This window comes from Actinomadura sp. NBRC 104425, from assembly GCF_030269545.1.
GTDB classification, from domain to species: Bacteria; Actinomycetota; Actinomycetes; order Streptosporangiales; family Streptosporangiaceae; genus Spirillospora; species Spirillospora keratinilytica.
The window spans coordinates 207,807-226,858 of the sequence record NZ_BSTN01000008.1 but is presented as its reverse complement, the minus strand read 5'-3'; the positions used below and the strand labels follow the sequence as shown (position 1 = coordinate 226,858).

9 protein-coding genes are annotated in these 19,052 nt (G+C 74.3%); 8 read left to right on the top strand and 1 reads right to left on the bottom strand.

The features are described 5' to 3' along the window. Position 1 precedes the first annotated feature (1 nt). The 8 genes from QSK22_RS15435 (at position 2) to QSK22_RS15400 (ending at position 18,208) form a co-directional block, all read left to right on the top strand. Positions 2 to 7,612: a non-ribosomal peptide synthetase gene (locus QSK22_RS15435; protein ID WP_285494845.1), complete on the top strand. Its 7,611-nt coding sequence runs from the start codon at positions 2 to 4 to the stop codon at positions 7,610 to 7,612. After that, a complete protein-coding gene (locus tag QSK22_RS15430) occupies positions 7,606 to 12,252 on the top strand; it encodes a non-ribosomal peptide synthetase (RefSeq protein WP_285494844.1) in 4,647 nt (1,548 codons plus the stop codon). The genes QSK22_RS15435 and QSK22_RS15430 overlap by 7 nt, the downstream gene beginning before the upstream one ends. 8 nt (positions 12,253 to 12,260) lie before the next feature. Further along, positions 12,261 to 13,082, top strand: coding sequence for a sulfotransferase domain-containing protein (locus QSK22_RS15425; protein ID WP_285494843.1), 822 nt, complete (start codon positions 12,261 to 12,263; stop codon positions 13,080 to 13,082). A 31-nt stretch (positions 13,083 to 13,113) separates the two neighbouring features. Further along, the gene (locus QSK22_RS15420; protein ID WP_285494842.1) at positions 13,114 to 14,358 is read left to right on the top strand and encodes a cytochrome P450; all 1,245 of its coding nucleotides are present in this window, start codon (positions 13,114 to 13,116) and stop codon (positions 14,356 to 14,358) included. Between the two features lie 11 nt (positions 14,359 to 14,369). Next, on the top strand, positions 14,370 to 15,392 hold the full coding sequence (locus QSK22_RS15415; protein ID WP_285494841.1) for an ABC transporter ATP-binding protein: 1,023 nt from the start codon (positions 14,370 to 14,372) through the stop codon (positions 15,390 to 15,392). Next, entirely contained in the window at positions 15,389 to 16,222 is an 834-nt protein-coding gene (locus QSK22_RS15410; protein WP_285494840.1) for an ABC transporter permease, read from the top strand. The genes QSK22_RS15415 and QSK22_RS15410 overlap by 4 nt, the downstream gene beginning before the upstream one ends. Before the next feature lie 256 nt (positions 16,223 to 16,478). Next, on the top strand, positions 16,479 to 17,093 hold the full coding sequence (locus tag QSK22_RS15405; RefSeq protein ID WP_285494839.1) for an RNA polymerase sigma factor: 615 nt from the start codon (positions 16,479 to 16,481) through the stop codon (positions 17,091 to 17,093). After that, positions 17,090 to 18,208: an anti-sigma factor family protein gene (locus QSK22_RS15400; RefSeq protein WP_285494838.1), complete on the top strand. Its 1,119-nt coding sequence runs from the start codon at positions 17,090 to 17,092 to the stop codon at positions 18,206 to 18,208. The genes QSK22_RS15405 and QSK22_RS15400 overlap by 4 nt, the downstream gene beginning before the upstream one ends. Before the next feature lie 142 nt (positions 18,209 to 18,350). On the opposite strand, the gene QSK22_RS15395 is transcribed toward QSK22_RS15400, so the two are convergent. Beyond that, entirely contained in the window at positions 18,351 to 19,046 is a 696-nt protein-coding gene (locus tag QSK22_RS15395) for an LmbU family transcriptional regulator (RefSeq protein WP_502872314.1), read from the bottom strand. Between the last annotated feature and the right edge of the window lie 6 nt (positions 19,047 to 19,052).

Below are 19,052 nucleotides of genomic sequence, written 5' to 3'. Positions count from 1 at the left end.
CATGAGGAAAGCCGGGGTCGCCGACGTGTGGCCGCTGTCGCCGATGCAGCAGGGCCTGCACTTCCTGGCCCGCTACGACGGCGAGGGACCCGACGTCTACCTGCTCCAGCTGGTCTTCGACCTGGACGGCGCACTGGACGCCGGCGCCCTGCGCCGCGCGGCCGCAGAACTGCTGCGCCGCCATGGCAACCTGCGCGCCGGCTTCCGCACGCTGCGGTCCGGCGAACCGGTGCAGGTCGTCCCGCGCGGCGTCGAGCTGCCCTGGCAGGAGATCGACCTGAGCGACCGGGCCGGGGCCGCGGCCGACGAAGCGGTCGAGGAGATCCTGACGGCGGACTGGAACCGCCGGTTCGACCTCGCGCGGCCGCCGCTGCTGCGGTTCACCCTGCTGCGGCTCGGCGACCGGCGCCACCGCCTGCTGTTCACCGTGCACCACATCCTGGCCGACGGCTGGTCCACCCAGCTGCTGGTCGGCGAGCTGTTCGAGCTCTACCGGCGCGGCGGCGACGGCACCGGACTGCCCGCGCCCCCGCAGTACCGCGACTACCTGGCCTGGCTGGCCGAACAGGACGAGCAGAAGGCCATGGCCGAGTGGGCGCGGGTGCTGGACGGCGCCGAACCCACCCTCGTCGCGCCCACCGAGGCCCCCCGGCGGCTCGGCCAGGCCGCGGAGATCGAGTTCGAGCTGCCCGCCGACCTCGCCGCCGCGCTGCGCGACCACACCCGCCGGTACGGCCACACCGGCGCCACCCTCGCCCAGGGCGCGTGGGCCGTCGTCTTGGGCCTGCTCACCGGCCGGACCGACGTGGTGTGCGGGGTGACCGCCGCCGGACGGCCGCCCGAGCTGCCGGACGTGGAGGACATGGTCGGCCTGTTCATCAACACCGTGCCGCTGCGGGCCCGGTGGAACCCCGGCGACACCGTGCTGGCCCTGCTGGAGCGGTTGCAGCGCCAGCAGGGCGAACTCCAGCCGTACCAGCATGTCAAGCTGGCCGACCTGCACCGGCTCAACGGGACCCGGCAGCTGTTCGACACCCTCACGGTCTTCCAGAACTACCCCGTCGGCGCGGGACCGGTGCCGCGCGACCTGACCCCGGACCTGCGGCTGACGGCCATGCGCGGCCGGGACGCCACCCACTACCCGCTGACTTTGATCGCCACCCCGGACCGGTTCCGGCTCGGCTACCGGTCCGACCTGTTCGACGAGGCGGCGGTCAGGACGCTCGGCGTGCGCCTGATGCACGTGCTGGGGCAGATGGCCGCCGACCCGGACCGGCCGATCGGCCGCCTGGAACTGCGCACACGAAAGGAGCGCGAGGCGCAGCGGGCCGCCAACGACACCGCCCTCGACGTGCCGGTCGCGACCATCCCCGACCTGTTCGAACGGCAGGCGCGGCGCACCCCCGACGCGGTCGCCGTCGAATGCGACGGCCGCACCGTCACCTACCGGGAACTCGACGAGCGCTCCAACCGGCTCGCCCGCCACCTCATCGCCCTCGGCTGCGGTCCGGAAAGCCGCGTCGCACTCGCGCTGCCCCGCTCGGCGGACCTGATCGTGGCGGTGCTCGGCGTGCTGAAGTCCGGGGCCGCCTACCTGCCCATCGACGTCGCGCACCCCGCCGAACGCATCGCGTTCATACTGGACGACTCGGATGCCGCCCTGCTCGTCACCACCACCGGCTTCCGCAACGCGCCCGAGGGCCTGCCGCGCGTCCTGCTGGACGACCCCGCGACCAGGGAGGCGATCGACGCCCGCGGCGCCGCCGCGGTCACCGACGAGTGCCGCCTGCGGCCCCTCCTGCCCGCCAACGCGGCCTACGTCATCTACACCTCCGGTTCCACCGGCACGCCCAAGGCGGTCGTGGTCCCGCACGCCGGCGTGGCCAACCTCGCCGCGTGGGCGCGCCACGAGTTCGGCCCCGCCGGGCTGGCCCGCACCCTGTTCTCCACCTCGCTCACCTTCGACGTCTCCGTGTTCGAGATCTTCGGGCCGCTGCTGTGCGGCGGCTCCCTGGAGGTGGTCCGCGACCTGCTGAGCCTGGTCGACCGGCCCGGCGTGTGGAACGGCAGCCTCGTCAGCGCCGTCCCGTCCGCCCTGACGCAGGTCATCGGGCAGGGCGAGGTCCGCGCCCGGGCCGGCGCGGTGGTGCTCGCCGGGGAAGGGCTGACCGAACCGGTGGCCCGCGCCGTGCAGGATGCGATGCCCGGCGCCCGCCTCGCCAACATCTACGGCCCCACCGAGGCGACGGTCTACGCGACGGCCTGGTACGCCGACGGCCCGGTGGAGCGGACCCCGCCGATCGGCACGCCGATCGCCAACATGCGCGCCTACGTTCTGGACGCCGCGCTGCGGCCGGTGCCGGCGGGCGCCGTGGGCGAACTGTACGTGGCCGGTGCGGGCCTGGTCCGCGGCTACGGAGGACGCCCCGGGCTGACGGCGGAGCGGTTCGTGGCCTGCCCGTGGGGCGACGGCGAGCGGATGTACCGGACCGGCGACCTCGTCCGCTGGGACGACCAGGGCCGGATCGTCTTCGTCGGCCGCGCCGACGACCAGGTGAAGATCCGCGGCTTCCGGGTGGAGCTCGGCGAGGTGGAGACGGCGCTGGCCCGGCACCCGGCGGTGGCGCGGGCGGCGGCGACCGTCCGCGACGGCCGCCTGGTCGCCTACGTGGTGACCACCGGCCAGGCGCCGGACCTGCGCGAGTACGCCCGGCGGTGGCTGCCCGAGCACATGGTCCCGGCGGCCGTGGTGGAACTGCCCGACCTGCCGCTGAACCCCAACGGGAAGCTGGACCGGCGGGCGCTGCCCGCGCCCGAGTTCGCCGCGTCCGCCACCGGACGCGGCCCCCGCACCCTCCGGGAGGAGCTGCTGTGCGGGCTGTTCGCCGAGGTGCTCGGGCTGCCCCGGGTCGGCGTCGACGACGGCTTCTTCGACCTCGGCGGGGACTCGCTGTCGGCCGTCCGGCTCACCAACCGCGTACGCGGCCTGCTCGGAGCGGAACTGTCGGTGCGGGCCGTCTTCGAGACTCCCACCGTGGCCGGCCTGGCCGCCCGCCTCGACGGCGCGGCCCCTGCCCGGCCCGCGCTGACGCCGCGGCACGGTTCCGGACCGCTGCCGCTGTCCCTGCAGCAGCGCCGCCTGTGGATCCTGCACCGCATGGGCGGCCCGAACGCCGCCTACAACATCGCGATGGCGCTGCGGCTGACCGGTGACCTGGACGTGCCCGCCCTGCGCGCGGCCCTGGCGGACGTCACCGGCCGCCACGAGACGCTCTGCAGCACCTTCACCGAGACCGACGGCGAACCGCGGCAGGACACCGCGCCGGCCGGCCAGGTCCTGACCGTCCGCGACGCGGCCGAGGAAGACCTCCCCGAACAGTTGAGCGCCGCCGCCCGGCACCCCTTCGACCTCGCCGCCGGCGAGCGGCCGTTCCGCGCCGAACTGTTCGTCCTCGGCCCCCGCCGTCACGTGCTGGCGCTGGTCATGCACCACATCGTGGCGGACGGCTGGTCCCTGCGGCCGCTGCTGCAAGACCTCGCCGCGGCCTACGCCGCCCGCAGCGCCGGGCGCGCCCCCGACTGGGAGCCGCTTCCGGTCCGGTACGCCGACTACATTCTCTGGCAGAAGGAACTGCTCGGCGACGCCGAGGACGCCGGCAGCCTCTTCGGCCGCCAGCTCGCCCACTGGACCCGAGCCCTCGCCGACCTGCCCATGGCGCTGCAGCTGCCGACCGACCGGCCGCGCCCGGCGGTGATGAGCCACCGGGGCGACGCCGTCCGCTTCGCGATCCCGGCGCCGCTGCACCGGCGGCTGCTCGACCTCGCCGCCGCCAACGGCGTCACCCTGTTCATGGTCGTCCAGGCCGCCTTCGCGACCCTGCTCACCAGGATGGGCGCGGGAACCGACATCCCCATCGGATCGCCGATCGCCGGCCGCACCGACGAGGCCCTCGACGACCTGGTCGGGTTCTTCGTCAACACCCTCGTGCTGCGCACCGACACCTCCGGTGACCCCGCCTTCCGCGAGCTGCTGACCCGGGTGCGGGAGACCGACCTGGCCGCGTTCGGGAACCAGGACGTGCCGTTCGAGCACCTGGTGGAGGTGCTCCGCCCCGAACGGTCGATGGCGCACCACCCCCTGTTCCAGGTCTCCCTGGCGGTGCAGAACGCTCTCGACGACGTCCACGACTTCGGCGGGGGCGTCCAGGGCCGGCCGGAGCCGATCTCGATGGGCACGGCGAAGTTCGACCTGTCGGTGATGCTCCACGAAGGCCGCACGGCCGACGGCACCGCCGCCGGCCTCGACGGCTACCTGGAATACCGCACCGACCTCTTCGATGAGAGCTCGGTGGTGGGTCTGGTGGAGCGTCTGGTGGGGGTTTTGGAGCAGGCGGTGGGTGACCCCGGCCGTCGTGTGAGTGGTTTTGAGGTGTTGACGGCGGCCGAGGTCGGGTTGCTGGAGCGGGCCGGTGTGGGGGAGGCCGCTGATCTGCTCGGCGGTTCGGTGGTGGATCTGCTCGGTGCCCAGGTGGAGCGGTCGCCGGACGCGGTGGCGGTGGTCGATGGCGACCGGTCGTTGTCGTATGCCGAGTTGGATCGGGCGGCGGGGGTGTTCGCAGCTCGGTTGGCGGCTTTGGGTGTGGGCCGCGGGGATCGCGTGGGTGTGGTGATGGCGCGTTCGGTGGACGTGGTTCCCGTGCTGTTGGGAGTGTGGAAGGCGGGCGCGGCTTACGTTCCGGTCGATGTGGCGTACCCCGCAGAACGTATCGGCTATGTGCTGAACGATGCCGGATGCTCGGCCGTGGTCTGCACGCCGGAGACACGTGATCTGATTCCCGATGGGCTGTCGGCGGTGGTGGTGGATGGGTCGCCGACGGCCGGTGAGCAGACATCGGTTCCGATCGGCGCGGACGACGCGGCGTACGTGATGTACACGTCGGGTTCGTCTGGTGTGCCGAAGGGTGTGGTGGTGCCGCACGGCAGCGTGGCCGCGCTGGTGGTCGCCTCAGGTTGGTCGTGTGCTGATGGTGCGGTGTTGATGCATGCGCCGCATGCGTTCGACGCGTCGTTGTTCGAGGTGTGGGTGCCGTTGGTGCGTGGCGGCCGGGTGGTCGTGGCCCCCGAGGGCGTGGTGGACGGCCGGGTGCTGCGCGAGCAGATCGACACCCACGGCGTGACCGCGGTGCACGTGACAGCCGGCCTGCTGCGTGTGCTGGCACAGGAGTCGCCCGAGTGCTTCACCGGGGTGCGTGAGGTGTTGACCGGTGGCGACGTGGTTCCGGTGCAAGCCGTGGAACGCGTCCTGGAAAAGGTGCCGGGTGTGCGGGTGCGGCATTTGTACGGGCCGACCGAGGCGACGCTGTGCGCCACCTGGCGCGTGGTGGAGCCGGGTGAGGACCTGGGTGAGGTGGTGCCGATCGGTGGGCCGCTGCCGGGCCGCCGGGTGTTCGTCCTGGACGAGGCGTTGCGGCGCGTGCCGGTCGGCGTGGTCGGCGAGCTTTACCTGACCGGAGAAGGGCTGGCGCGCGGCTACTGGAAACGGCCGGCGTTGACCGCCGAGCGGTTCGTGGCGTGCCCGTGGGGCAAGGGGGAGCGGATGTACCGCACCGGGGATCTGGTGCGGTGGACCGCCGACGGCGAGCTGGTGTTCGTGGGCCGCGCCGACGACCAGGTGAAGATCCGCGGCTTCCGGGTCGAGCCCGCCGAGGTGGAGGCCGTCCTGGCATCCCTGCCGGGAGTCGCTGAGGCCGTGGTGGTGGTACGCGGCGACGAGACCGCCCGCCGCCTGGTCGCGTACGCGGTGGGGGAAAGCGCAGGGGTGGACGGCGGCGCCATCCGTGCGCAGTCGGCCGAGCGGCTTCCCGAGTACATGGTTCCGGCGGCCGTGGTCGTGCTGGACGAGCTGCCCGTCACCGCACACGGCAAAGTGGACCGCGACGCGCTGCCGGACCCGGAGTTCACCGCCGGCGGACGCGCCGCCCGCACCCCCCTGGAGCAGCGGCTGTGCGACCTGTTCGCCGACGTGCTCGGCGTCGAACGGGTCGGCGCCGACGACGGCTTCTTCGAACTCGGCGGCGACAGCATCCTGTGCCTGCGGCTCGTCGCCCGCGCCGGCAGGGCCGGAGTGGCCATCACCGCCGCCGACGTGTTCGAGCACCGCACACCGGAGAGACTCGCCGCCGTCGCCACGGTCACGGCGCCGAGCACGGCGGGGGACCGCCGGTCCGCGCCCGCCACGCCGGGCACGCGACGGTTGATGGAGCTGATGGGCGCCCAAGCCCTGGACGGACGCTCCGCCGTCTGGCGGACGGCCGCGGTGCCGCCCGGCCTCGAGATCGGCCAGGTCGCCGCGGCGGTGGAGGCTCTGCTGGTCCGCCATGACGCCCTGCGGACGGCACTGGTCCGCGACGCGGACGGCGAACCGCGCTACGAGGTGCGCGACCCCGGCCGGCGGTTGCGGCGCGTGGACGCGCAGGGCCGCGACGCCCTCGCCCTGGCCGCCGAGGAGGCCGTCGGCGCAGCGGCCAGGCTGGAACCGGGGGCGGGGCGCACCTTCGAGGCGGTATGGCTGGACCGCGGCTCCGCCGAGCCGGGCCTGCTCGTGCTCGTGGCCCACCACCTGGTGGTGGACGAGAAGTCCTGGAGCATCCTGCGGGACGACCTGGCGGCGGCATGGGAGGGCCGCGCCCTCGGCCCGTCGGCGTCCTTCCCCGACTGGGCGCGGATGCTCGCGGAGCGGGCGGCCGACCCGGAGGTGGTCGCGGAACTGGACGCATGGGCCGACCTCCTCGACGGAGCCGTCCGGCTGCCACCGGGCACACCCGGCGCGGACATGCGCACCGCGTCCGCCGCGCTCCCGCCGGACACGGCGGCGGAGCTGCTGACGGACCTGTGCGGCTCGTACCACCTCGAACCCGCGGAAGCCCTCCTGGCCGCCTTCGCGACCGCGTTCTCGCACTGGCGGCGGCTACGCGGCGAACCCGGCGGCCCGCTGGTCGTCGAGACCGAGTCGTGCGGCCGGGCGCGGTTCCGCGGCGACCTGGACGTGTCGGCCGCCGTCGGCCGGTTCACCGGCCCCCATCCCGTCCGGCTCGACGTCGGGGACGTCGACCACGACGAGATCCACGCCGGCGGATCCGCGGCCGGAAGCCTGGTCAAGACGCTCAAGGAGCAGATCAGGGCGGTGCCCGGCGGCGGCCTCGGCTACGGGCTGCTGCGGTACCTCAACTGCGACACCGCCCCGCGGCTGGCGGCGCTGCCGGCCGCGCAGGTCGGGTTCCGCTTCGCCGACCTCACCGGCGGGGGCGGTGACCTCACCGGGCCGCCCGCATGGTCCCTGCAGGCCTGCGCCGCGGTCGGCGGCACGCCCGCCCACCCGGCGGTGACGGTCTCGCTCACCTGGCCGGACGGCCCGTTCGACGAGCCGGGCATGCAAGCGCTGCTGGCCGCCTGGACGCGGACCCTCACCGGTCTGGCCCGGCACGGCGCCCGGCCCGACGCCGGCGGGCACACCCCGTCGGACCTCCCGCTCGTGGAGCTCAGCCAGACCCAGCTCGACGATCTGGAGGCCGAGTTCGAGACGGATCTCAAGGACGGGAACGGGTCATGGTGAACCGTGTCAGGGACGTCTGGCCGCTGACCCCGCTGCAGGAGGGCCTGCAGTTCCACGCCCTCTACGACCAGGACGCACCGGACGTCTACCAGGTGCAGAACTTCTTCGACCTGCGGGGGCGGCTGGACGCGGCGGTGCTGAAGGCCGCCTGGGAGGCGCTGCTGGACCGGCATGCCAGCCTGCGGGCCTGCTTCCGCCAGCCCGCGCGGCTAGACGCGCCGGTGCAGATCATTCCGGACCGGGTGGCGCTGCCGTGGCGCGAACGGGACCTGTCCCACCTGTCCGAGGCGGACGCCGAGGCCGAGGCGGACCGGCTGGCCGCGCAGGAGGCGGCCCGCCGCATCGACCTGACCAGGCCGCCGCTGCTGCGGCTGCTGCTGCTCCGCCTCGCCCCTGAACGGCACCTGCTGGTGATGACGAGCCACCACCTCCTCATGGACGGCTGGTCGCTGTTCGTGCTCAGGCGCGAACTGGCGCAGATCTACGCGGCCGGAGGGGACGCCGGCGGCCTGCCGCCCGCCGCGCCCTTCGCCGACTACCTCGCCTGGCTGGCGCAGCGGGACAAGAACGCCGCGCGTGCGGCGTGGCGGGCGGAACTGGCCGGAGTGGACGAGCCCACCCTGCTGGTGCCGTCCGGCCCCACGGCGCCGACCGTCGACGGCGGCTACCTGGAGAGGACGGCGAGCGCAGAACTCACCCGCGCCCTGGAGGCGCTGGCCAAGTCCGCCGACACCACCCTCAACACGGTGGTGCAGGCGGCATGGGGCGTCGTGCTGGGACGGCTCACCGGCCGCGACGACGTGGTGTTCGGCACCGTGGTCTCCGGCCGCCCGCCCGAGCTGCCCGGGGTGGACGAGATGGTGGGGCTGCTCATCAACAACGTGCCGGTCCGCGTCCGGCTCGACCCGGCGGGCACGGTCGCCGACCTGCTCGCGCGGCTGCGGGCGAGCCAGGCCGCGCTGCTGCCGCACCAGCACCTCGGACTGGCCGAGATCCAGCGCTGCGCCGGTCCCGCGGCCCGGTTCGACACCCTCCTCGCCTACGAGAGCTACCCGCGCGACGACCCGGGCCAGAGCCCCGGCCGCGACGCGCTCGACATCCGGATGAACGGCAGGTCGCTCACGCACTACCCGCTCAGCCTCGCCGTGTTCCCCGGCGAGCGGCTGAGATTCGGCGGCGCCTACCGGACGGACGCGCTCACCGAAGGGTTCGTCGAAGACCTGCTGGAGCGGCTGCTCGACGTGCTCGGCCAGATGTCCGCCGCCCCCGGGCGTCCCGTGGGCGACCTGGACGTGCTGACGCGCGGCGAGGCGGAACTGTTCCGCCGGGCGAACGACACCGGCGCCGCGGCCGGGGCGGGCGTCGTGGTGGACGCGTTCGAGGCCGTGGCCGCCCGCCATGGCGGCCGGGTCGCGGTGGAGGGCGACGGAGCGCGCCTGACATACCGGGAGCTGCGGGAACTGGGCCGGGCGGCGGCGGGCGGCCTGGCGGAACGCGGCGTGACCGCCGAGTCCCGGGTCGGGGTGCTGCTGCCGCGCGGCGTGGACGTCGTAGTGGCCTGGCTGGGTGTGCTGATGGCGGGCGGCGTCTTCGTGCCCCTGGACGCGTCCGCTCCGCCCGACCGGGTGAGGTTCGCCGTGGACGATGCCGGGGTCGGCGTGGTGGTGACGACAGCGGAACTGGCGAGCCTGGTGCCGGCCGGAACGCCGTGGGTTCCGGTGGACGAGCTCAAGACCCGCACGGCGTCCCGCCCGCCGCAGGTCGCCCTGCACCCCGAGAACGCGGCCTACCTGATGTACACCTCCGGGTCGTCGGGCGTGCCCAAGGGCGTGGTCGTCACGCACCGCGACCTGGCCGGGCTGGCGTTGAACGGCGGATGGGGCGACGCGGACGGCGTGCTGTTCCACGCCCCGCACGTGTTCGACGCGTCCCTGTTCGAGGTGTGGGTGCCGCTGCTGCGCGGCGGCCGGGTCGTGGTCGCCCCCGACGGCCAGGTCGATGGCGCGGTGCTGCGCCGGATGAAGGCCGACTTCGGCCTGTCGGCGGTGCATCTGACGGCCGGCCTGTTCCGGGTCCTGGCGGACGAGGACGTCGGCGTGTTCGCCGGACTGACGGAGGTGGCGACCGGAGGCGACGTGGTCCCCGTGCGTGCGGTGGAACGCGTCCTGGAAAAGGTGCCGGGTGTGCGGGTGCGGCATTTGTACGGGCCGACTGAGACGACGTTGTGCGCCACCTGGCGCGTGGTGGAGCCGGGTGAGGACCTGGGTGAGGTGGTGCCGATCGGCGGGCCGCTGCCGGGCCGCCGGGTGTTCGTCTTGGACGAGGCGTTGCGGCGCGTGCCCGTCGGCGTGGTCGGCGAGCTGTACCTGGCCGGAGAAGGGCTTGCGCGCGGCTACTGGAACCGGCCGGCGTTGACGGCCGAGCGGTTCGTGGCGTGCCCGTGGGGCACGGGGGAGCGGATGTACCGCACCGGGGATCTGGTGCGGTGGACCGCCGACGGCGAGCTGGTGTTCGTGGGCCGCGCCGACGACCAGGTCAAGATCCGCGGTTTCCGCGTCGAACCCGCCGAGGTGGAAGTGGTGCTGGCCGCGTGCCCGGGCGTGACCCAGGCCGCGGTCGTGGTGTGGGGCGAGGGCGAAGCGCGGCGCCTCGTGGGCTACGTCGTGGGCGAGGTGGACGGCTCCGCGGTCCGGCGGTTCGTCGCCGACCGGTTACCCGAGTACATGGTCCCGGCCGCCGTCGTCGTGGTGGAGTCCCTGCCTTTGACGGGCAACGGCAAGGTCGACCGGGACGCCTTGCCCGCGCCGGTGTTCGCAAGCGAAGGCGGACGCGCGCCGAGCTCCCCGCAGGAGGAGATCGTGTGCGGGCTGTTCGCCGAGGTGCTGGGCCTGCCCGCGGTCGGCGCCGACGACGGCTTCTTCGACCTCGGCGGAGACTCCCTGCTGGCCAGGCGCCTGGTCGCGCGGCTGCGCACGGCGCTCGGCACCGACATCGGCATCCGCGACCTGTTCACCCGGCCGACCCCGGCGGAGCTCGTCCGGTTCGCGTCCCGCGCCGCGGCCGCCCCGCCGGCGGTCCCGCCGCCGCGCCCGCCCGAGCTGCCGCTGTCCTTCGGCCAGGAGCGGATCTGGTCGGCCGCACGCCGGAGCGGCCTGCGCTTCACCATCCCGCTCGCCGTCCACATGCGCGGACGGCTCGACGTGCCCGCCCTGCGGCTGGCGTTCCAGGACGTGGTGAACCGGCACGAGGCCCTGCGCACGCTGTTCCCCGAAGTCGACGGGGTGCCGCGCCAACAGGTCCTGCCGCCCGGACCGGCCCGGGTGCCGCTGCGCGTGGTGCCGTCGAGCCCGGCCGACTTCGAGGAGCGGCTGGCCGCCGCCGCGCACGACGACCTCGACCCGGCGGCCGAGCCGCCGATCCGGGCGACCCTGTTCCGGCTCGGACCCGACGAGCACGCGCTGCTCATCGTCGCGCACCATCTGATCGCCGACGGCTGGTCGATGGGCGTGCTCGCCGCCGACCTGTCCAAGGCCTACGCGGCGCGGCTGGCCGGGACCGGCCCCCAGTGGCCGCCGCTGCCGGTGCAGTTCGCCGACTACGCCCTGTGGCAGCGGCGGCTCCTCGGCGACCCCGCACCGGACGGCGGCGCCCCGGACGGTGCCGCGGCCGGGGAGCATTTGGCGTTCTGGCGGCGCGTCCTGGCCGACATCCCCGAACGCCTGCCGCTGCCGATCCGGCCTCCCCGCCCGCCCCGGCCGCCGCAGCCGCCGTCGCCGTTCGGGCTGCCGGCACCGCCCGCCCGGCCGCCCCTGCCCGCGCAGCCGGCGCTGCCGGAACCGCCGTCGCCGCCCGCGCTGCCCGCACTGCCGACACCGGCGCCGCCGCAGCCGCGGAGGGCGCCCGAGCCGTCGGCGCCCCGTCCCGTCCCGCGCGGGGACACCGTGCCGCTGCACGTCGCCCCGCAGGTGCACGCCGCGCTCGCCGAACTGGCCCGGCAGGAGCGGGCGACGCTGTTCATGGTTGTCCAGGCCGCCCTGGCGACGCTGCTGCACCGGCTGGGCGCCGGCTGCGACATCCCGATCGGCACCGTGACGGCGGGCCGCACCGACGCCCGGCTCAGCGACGCCATCGGCCTGTTCGCCAACACCCTCGTGCTGCGCACCGACGTGAGCGGCGACCCCGCCTTCGCCGAGCTGGTCCGCCGCGTCCGCGAAGCCGACCTGCGGGCCTTCGCCCACCAGGACCTGCCGCTCGACCCGCTGCTGGACGCGCTGCGGCCCGGCGGCGGCCCCCTGGCCGAGGTCATGCTCGGCGTCGACAACCTGCCCGCACCGCCCTGGCGGCTGCCCCGCCTGCAGACCAGGCCGCTGCTGCCGGTGGACGGGATCCGGGCGGCCGAGTCCGACCTGGCGTTCCACCTGCGCGCGGCCGCCGGCGGCGCGCCGTCCGGCCTGGACGGGGCGCTGTGGTACTCGACCCGCCGCTTCGACCGGCCCGCGGCCGAACTCCTCGCCCGGGGGTTCGTGCAGGTCCTCCGGCAGGTCGCCGCCGACCCGCAGCTGCGCGTGGGCGGCGTCCGCGTCCCGTCCCCGCAGGAGACGGGCACCGAACCGAGTCCCGAGATCCACCCACGACCGTGAGGACACCGATGACCGAGATCGCCTGGATCGCCTCCTACCCCAAGGCCGGGAACACCTGGCTGCGCTTCATGCTGACCGCCTACCTCAACGACGGGCCCGTGACGTCCATCGACCAGCTGCAGACCGCCGTGCCGGACCTGCACAAGATGCTCGGCGGCGGCGAGACCCTCCCCGTGGGCGACGGCGCCGACCGGCTCCTCGCCAAGACCCACTTCCTACCGGACGTCGGCCTCATGCAGCTCTACCGGGAGCAGACCGCCAAGGCGGTCTACCTCATCCGCAACCCGCGCGACGTGATGCTCAGCGCGATGCGCCACATGGGCATCCCCCGCACGGACCTGGCGAGCTGCCGCAGGTTCGCCGAGGACTTCATCGCCAACGAGGGGCACTCCTTCTGGCGCGACCACTTCGGGCAGGGGTCGTGGACGACCAACGTGCGCAGCTGGACCGACCGGGACACGATCCGCACCCACTTCCCGAACATCGAGGTGCTCCCCGTCAAGTACGAGGACATGCGCGCCGACCCGGCCGGATGGCTCCGGCGCATCCTGGAGTTCCTCGACCTGGGGCGGCCGCTCGGCGACGACGTCATCGACAAGGCGGTGGCCAACTCCACCTTCGAGGTGATGCGCGACCTGGAGCGGCGCAGCGCCCTGGACGCCCCCGGGTTCAGCCCGTTCGGCGGGCAGGGCGAGTTCGTCGGCAAGGGCCTGCACAACCAGTCCCTCGACTTCATCGGCCCGGACGTCGAGGCCGCCTACCGGCGGCGGGCCGAGGGCGGCGGCGACTTCGCCGCGTGCCTCCGGGAGTTCGGGTACGAGCGCGGCTGACGCCGCGACACGCATGCCGAAGGGAACCCACATGTCGAAAGCCCCACCCGAAGCCCCCGTCTACGTCCGGCGGGACGGCCTGCGCCCGGTGCCCGAGCTGGACCGCATGCGCGCCGAAGAACCGGTCAGCAGGATCGAGGTGACGCTCGGCCCGGTTCGCTTACCCGCCTGGCTCGTCGCCCGCCACGAGGACGTGCGCACCGTCTTCGGGGACTACACCCGCTTCAGCAGCGCCATGCTGGGCCCGCCGCCCGGCACCGCCGACGACACCGGCGACGGGCCCGGCGAAGGAGGCGGCGAAGGAGGCGGCAAACCCGCGGGCCTGGCCGCCGGCCTGCTGCACAGCGACCCGCCCGAGCACACCCGGCTCCGCAACATCCTCAAGGCCGAGTTCACCATGGCGCAGATGCGGCGGCTGGAGCCTCGCGTCCGGGCGATCATCGATGAGCACTTGGACGCCATCGAGGAGTGGGAAGCGCCCGCCGACCTGATGGAGGCGTTCGCCCGGCCCGTCCCCCTCGCGGTGATCAGCGAGATCCTCGGCATCCCCTACGCCGACGGCGCCGAGTTCCTGCGCCTCAGCAACCCGCATCTGGACTTCGACAAGGACGAGGCCGAACGCACCGCCGCCGTGATGCAGTCGCACGCCATGCTGCGCGACCTGGTCCGCAAGCAGCGCAAGGGGCAGGGCAGCGGCGGCGGGCTGCTGGCCAGGCTGGTCGCCGAGCACGGCGCGGACTTCTCCGACGACGAGCTCGCCGGGATGGCCGCCCTGATCGTCCTGGCGGGCCACGAGAACATGGCGAACATGCTCGGCCTCGGCACCGTGCTGCTGCTCTCCCACCCCGACCAGGCCGCCATCGTCCGCGACAAGCCCGAGGCGGCGGCCGCCGCGGTGGAGGAGATCCTCCGCTACATCTCCGTCGTGCCGACCTCCACCCCGCGCACCGCCGTCCACGACGTCACGCTGTCGGGCCGGCTGGTCCGCGCGGGCGAGCTGCTGGTCTGCTCGCTGGTGTCGGCCAACCGCGACGAGGCCCTCGGCGACGGCCTGGCCGAGTTCGACGTCACCCGGCCGCCGGTGCCGCACCTGGCGTTCGGGCACGGCATCCACCACTGCCTGGGCGCCGGCCTCGCCCGGATGGAGATGCGGCTCGCCTACCCGGCGCTGCTGCGCCGGTTCCCGGACCTGCGGGTGGCGGTGCGCGAGGAGGACCTGGTGTTCCGCGAGCACTCGGTCAGCTTCGGGCTGCGGTCGCTGCCCGTGACCTGGTGACGGGAGGAACGATGCCCACCGAATCTGTGACCACCGGCTCCGCGGCCGCCGACGCCGTGGCCTCCGACGCGGCGGCCGCCGGGCCCGTCCCGCCCGCCGTCCGCGCCGTGGACCTGCGCAAGACCTACCGGGGGCGCAGGCAACCGGTCGAGGCCGTCCGCGGGCTGGACCTGACCGTGCCGCGCGGGGACTTCTTCGGACTGCTGGGCCCCAACGGGGCCGGCAAGTCCACCACGATCGGCATGCTCACGACGCTGGTGCGCCCCACCGGGGGACGCGCGGAGGTCCTCGGCCACGACGTGACGGCCGCCCCCGTCGAGGTCAAACGGCGGATCGGCGTGGTGTCCCAGGGCGGCACCCTGGACCGGGACCTGACCGTCGCGGAGAACCTGGAGTTCCGCGGCCGCTACTTCGGCATGGGCGCCCGCGCGGCGCGCCGCCGCGCCGGGGAGCTGCTGGAGCGGTTCGGCCTCGCCGGCCGCCGCGACGCCATGCCGCACCAGCTGTCCGGCGGGCAGCTGCGCCGCGTCATGATCTGCCGGGCCCTCGTGCACCGGCCCGAGATGCTCTTCCTGGACGAGCCGACCGCCGGACTCGACCCGCAGACCCGGCTCAACCTGTGGGACCTGCTGCGCGAACTGCACGCCGACGGGCACACGCTGCTGCTCACCACGCACTACCTCCAAGAGGCCGAGGCGCTGTGCCGGCACCTCGCCGTGATCGACCGCGGCGAGGTGCTGGCCTGCGACACCGTGGACGGGCTCAAGGCCGCGGTGGAGGCCGAGACCGTGGTCACCGTGACCTACGACGGCCCGGTGCCCGAGCTGTCCGGCGTCCGCGCGCGGCGCGGCGTCGAGCGGGTGGAGCAGGCCGGCGGCAGCGTCCGCGTCTTCACCCGGGACGCCGACGGGCTGCTCGGCGAGCTGGTGGCGCTCGGCGCGGCCGCGGGCGCGACGGTCGCCGACGCGTCGCAGCAGCGGCCGAGCCTGGAGACCGTCTTTTTGACGCTGACCGGACGGGAGTACCGGGAATGACCGCGATCGAGCACGACGCCGGGCCCGCCCGGGCCCTGACCGCCACCGTGGCGCGCGACCTGCGGGTCATGCGCCGCAGCCTGGTGTCCAGCGTCATCCGGATCGTCCTGCAGCCGCTGCTTTTCGCCTTCGTGTTCGCCTACGTCCTGCCGGAGGCCGGGCTCATGGGGCGGGGCACCGTGCCGGGCGACGCGGCGGGGGACACGCCGTTCTCCACCATCCTGGTGCCGGGCCTGGTCGGCTCCACCGTCATCACCCAGTCGCTGATGGCCGTGGTGTTCCCCCTGGTGATGGAGCTGACCCCGCCGTCGTCCATCGAGGACCGGCTGCTGGCCCCGCTGCCCGTCCGGATGATCGCCCTGCAGAAGATCGGCTCGGCGATGGTGCAGGGCCTCATCGGCGGGCTGCTGGTGTTCCCCGCGGTGCTGCTCGTGCACGCCGAGGGCCAGGCGCCCGACGTCCGCGTGGACGACGGGATCCTGCTGGCCGCCGTCGTGCTGCTGGGCGCGCTGACCGCGTCCGCCGCCGGGCTGCTGCTCGGCACGCTGCTCAAACCGCAGCAGACCCAGGTGCTGTTCACCGTCGTCATGCTGCCGGCCATCATGCTCGGCTGCGTCTACTTCCCGTGGGAGGCCCTGGACGAGGTCCGCTGGCTGCAGGCCGTGGTGCTCGCCGACCCCATCGTCTACATGAACGAGGGGCTGCGCGCCGCGCTGACGCCGCAGGTCGCCCACATGCCGACATGGGTGGTCCTGCCGGTCCTCGGCGTCCTCGCAGCGGCCCTGACGGCGCTGTCGGTCCGCGTGTTCACCCGCAAGGTCGCCAAGTAGCACGGCACCGAACGGGCCCCGTCCTCGCCCGCTGTCTGCTCCCGCAGGCGGCGGGCTTTCGCCTTCCCGGGAGCGGCCCGCTGCCGCCCGGGGCCTCGCGTCCGCGGGGCCGGTCGTGTGAGGGTCGGGCCTGACGACGAGACGTCCGCCCCACGCGGTGTTCGCGCGCGCCGGGGCCGAACCGTTCGCCCAATCGCCGCTACCTACAGGGTGACAGCGGGAGTTCCCGGGAGGTGTACCAGTTGGAGGACACACGGTGGAGCCCATCCGATACGACGCCGGACCTCACCTCGTGATGCTCGGGCCCTCCCAGGCGGAGCTGTCCGAGCGAGACGACCGGGAACTCGTCCCGGCGATCGCACGCGGGGACCGCGCCGCACTGGTGGCCCTGTACGAGCGGCACGCGGGGACGGTCCTGTCCCACCTCGTGCTGCTCACCGGCGACCACGGGTTCAGTGAGGAGATTCTGCAGGACACGATGCTGGCCGTCTGGTGCGGCGCCGGACGGTTCCGCGGCGAGTCGTCGGTGCGGTCGTGGATCATCGCGATCGCCCGCCGGCAGTGCCGGGACCGGCAGCGCCGGCGCCGGCCCGGCCTCGTCGCCCAGGAGGCGCTGGCCGACCGCCCGGCCACCGAGCCGGGACCGGAGGAGCAAGCCCTGGACCGGGTGTCGGCCCAGGCGGTGATGGACCGGATCAAAGACCTCGCGCCGCACCACCGCGAGGTCCTCGGCCTGGTCTTCGGGGCCGGCCTGTCGCTCGCCGAGACCGCGGAGGTTCTCGAGATCCCCGTCGGGACGGTCAAGAGCAGGCTGTCCGCGGCGCGGGCCGCACTCATCCGCTCGATGCCCGAAAGGGGGCGCACGTCATGACCAACGCCTCGGCTCACCTGAGCCTCGAAGAGCTCGTCGCCGCGAGCCGTCCGGGTGTGGCGGGGCTCGCCAACCCGCACCTGCAGCAGTGCCCGGACTGCCGGGCCGAGGTGGAGCAGTGGCGCGCGACGGCGCAGGCCGTCCGCCAGGCCGCCCCGATCGCCGCGCCGCCGCCGCACGTCCTGCGGGGCGTGCTCGACGAGATCGACCGGCCGCTGCGCGGCGCGTCCGCCCGGCGCGGCCGGCGCGGGGTGCTGCTGCTGGCGGCGGCGGCCTCGGCGGGCCTGATCGCCGCCGCCGGGTACGGGCTGTGGCCGCAGGGCTCCGGCACCGGCCCGGCCCAGACCCCCGCCTCCTTCGACGCCCAGCAGGTGGCCGCGATGGGCCTGCTGTCCACCGAGTGCCAGAGCCTGAAGGTGGCCGCGGGGACGCTGCGGTCCAAGGACGGCTCGACCCTGGTGGTGGAGACGGCGGAGGGCAAGCAGATCAAGGTCGACGCGTCCGCGGCGTCCAGGGTGACCCGCCAGGTCGCCGGCAGCCTGTCCGACCTGTCCGACGGCACGCGCGTCATGGTGCGCGGCGAGGGCGACGAGGCCGGCAAGACCATCACCGCCGAGACCGTGCTCGTCGCCTCCGCGCAGATGAAGCTGCCCAAGCTGCCCGAGGGCATGGGATCGGGCATCGCCTCGATGATGGCCTCGAACGGCACGGCCATGGGCACCGTCAGCGACGTCGGCTCCGACGGCTTCACCGTGACGGGCACGGGCGGCACCCGCATCCGGGTCGCCGCGTCGGGCTCCACCAGGGTCGTCAAGCAGGAGCAGGCGCGGCTGGACCAGCTGGAGACCGGCAAGTACACCGTCGTCGTCGGAACGCTGAACAGCGACAAGAGCCTGAAGGCCACCACCGTCCAGCAGGACTCGCTGACCAACGGCGCCCGGCCGTCGCTGCGCAACGGGTTCAAGCTGCCCGAGGGGTTCGGCTCCGGCGGCCCCAAGGACCTGCCGAGCCTGCCGGGCAACCTCGGCGACAAGCTGCCCAAGGACCTGTTCTCCGGCCTCGGCTGCGACAGCGAGGCCATCGCCAACACCGCGCTCAACGGGACCACGCTGTGACGCCGAAGGGCGACAACGCGGCCGAGGGTGGGAACGCGGCACCGTCCCCACCCTCGGCCACCGGTCGCGGGGCCGTCCCGGCGCGGCGCACCCGCCGGACGCCGGCCGCCGATCGGGCTCGGAGCGGTCGGGGCGACAGGGCTCAGGCCGATCGGGCGGGGCGCCTGCCCGCGTCACGCGGCCGGGCGCTCCGCGGCCGGGACGCCCGGCCGCAGCCGACCGCCTCGGCCGTCCCGGCAGGCGGCCGAGCGGCGGCGTCCAGGATGCTGATGATCCACTCGTCGAGTTCGCGTCCCTGGTGCGTGGCGGCCGCCCGCCACTGCGAAAGCCGATCGTCGTCGACCGGCAGCCGGACGCGCGCCGGGGCGGCGCCGGCCGCCCCGTGCCGCTTGACCGCCGCCCGCAGCCGGTTGCGCGACCAGCCGTACCGCTCCGCCCTGGCCAGCCACTTCTCCTGCTCCGCGGCGGGCAGCGCGGCGACCTCGGCATGGTGCTGGAAGCTCAGCCGCGGATTGCGCTGCGCGGGCCGGACGCTCCCCGCGACCCAGGCGTAGTTCCGCAGCGTCTGGTAATCGAGGCAGACCGCTTCCAAAGCGTGTTTGTAGCCGTTCGGAAAGCGTTCCTTCCCGTAGTTCAGCCAGTCCCCCAGCCACCAGAGGGACGGCCGCCCCATCCGGTTCATCCGCAGGGCGATGCGCACCCACTCGTCCAGGTCCAGATCCCCGCGAAGGGACAGCGAGGTCCGCTCCGGCGCAGGTTCCCGGCCGGGCGATAAAAGGGGCGGCTGTTCCTGGTCCCCGAGAGCCGGCTTCCGGGCTCTCCGCGACACATGTGTCATGAGCGC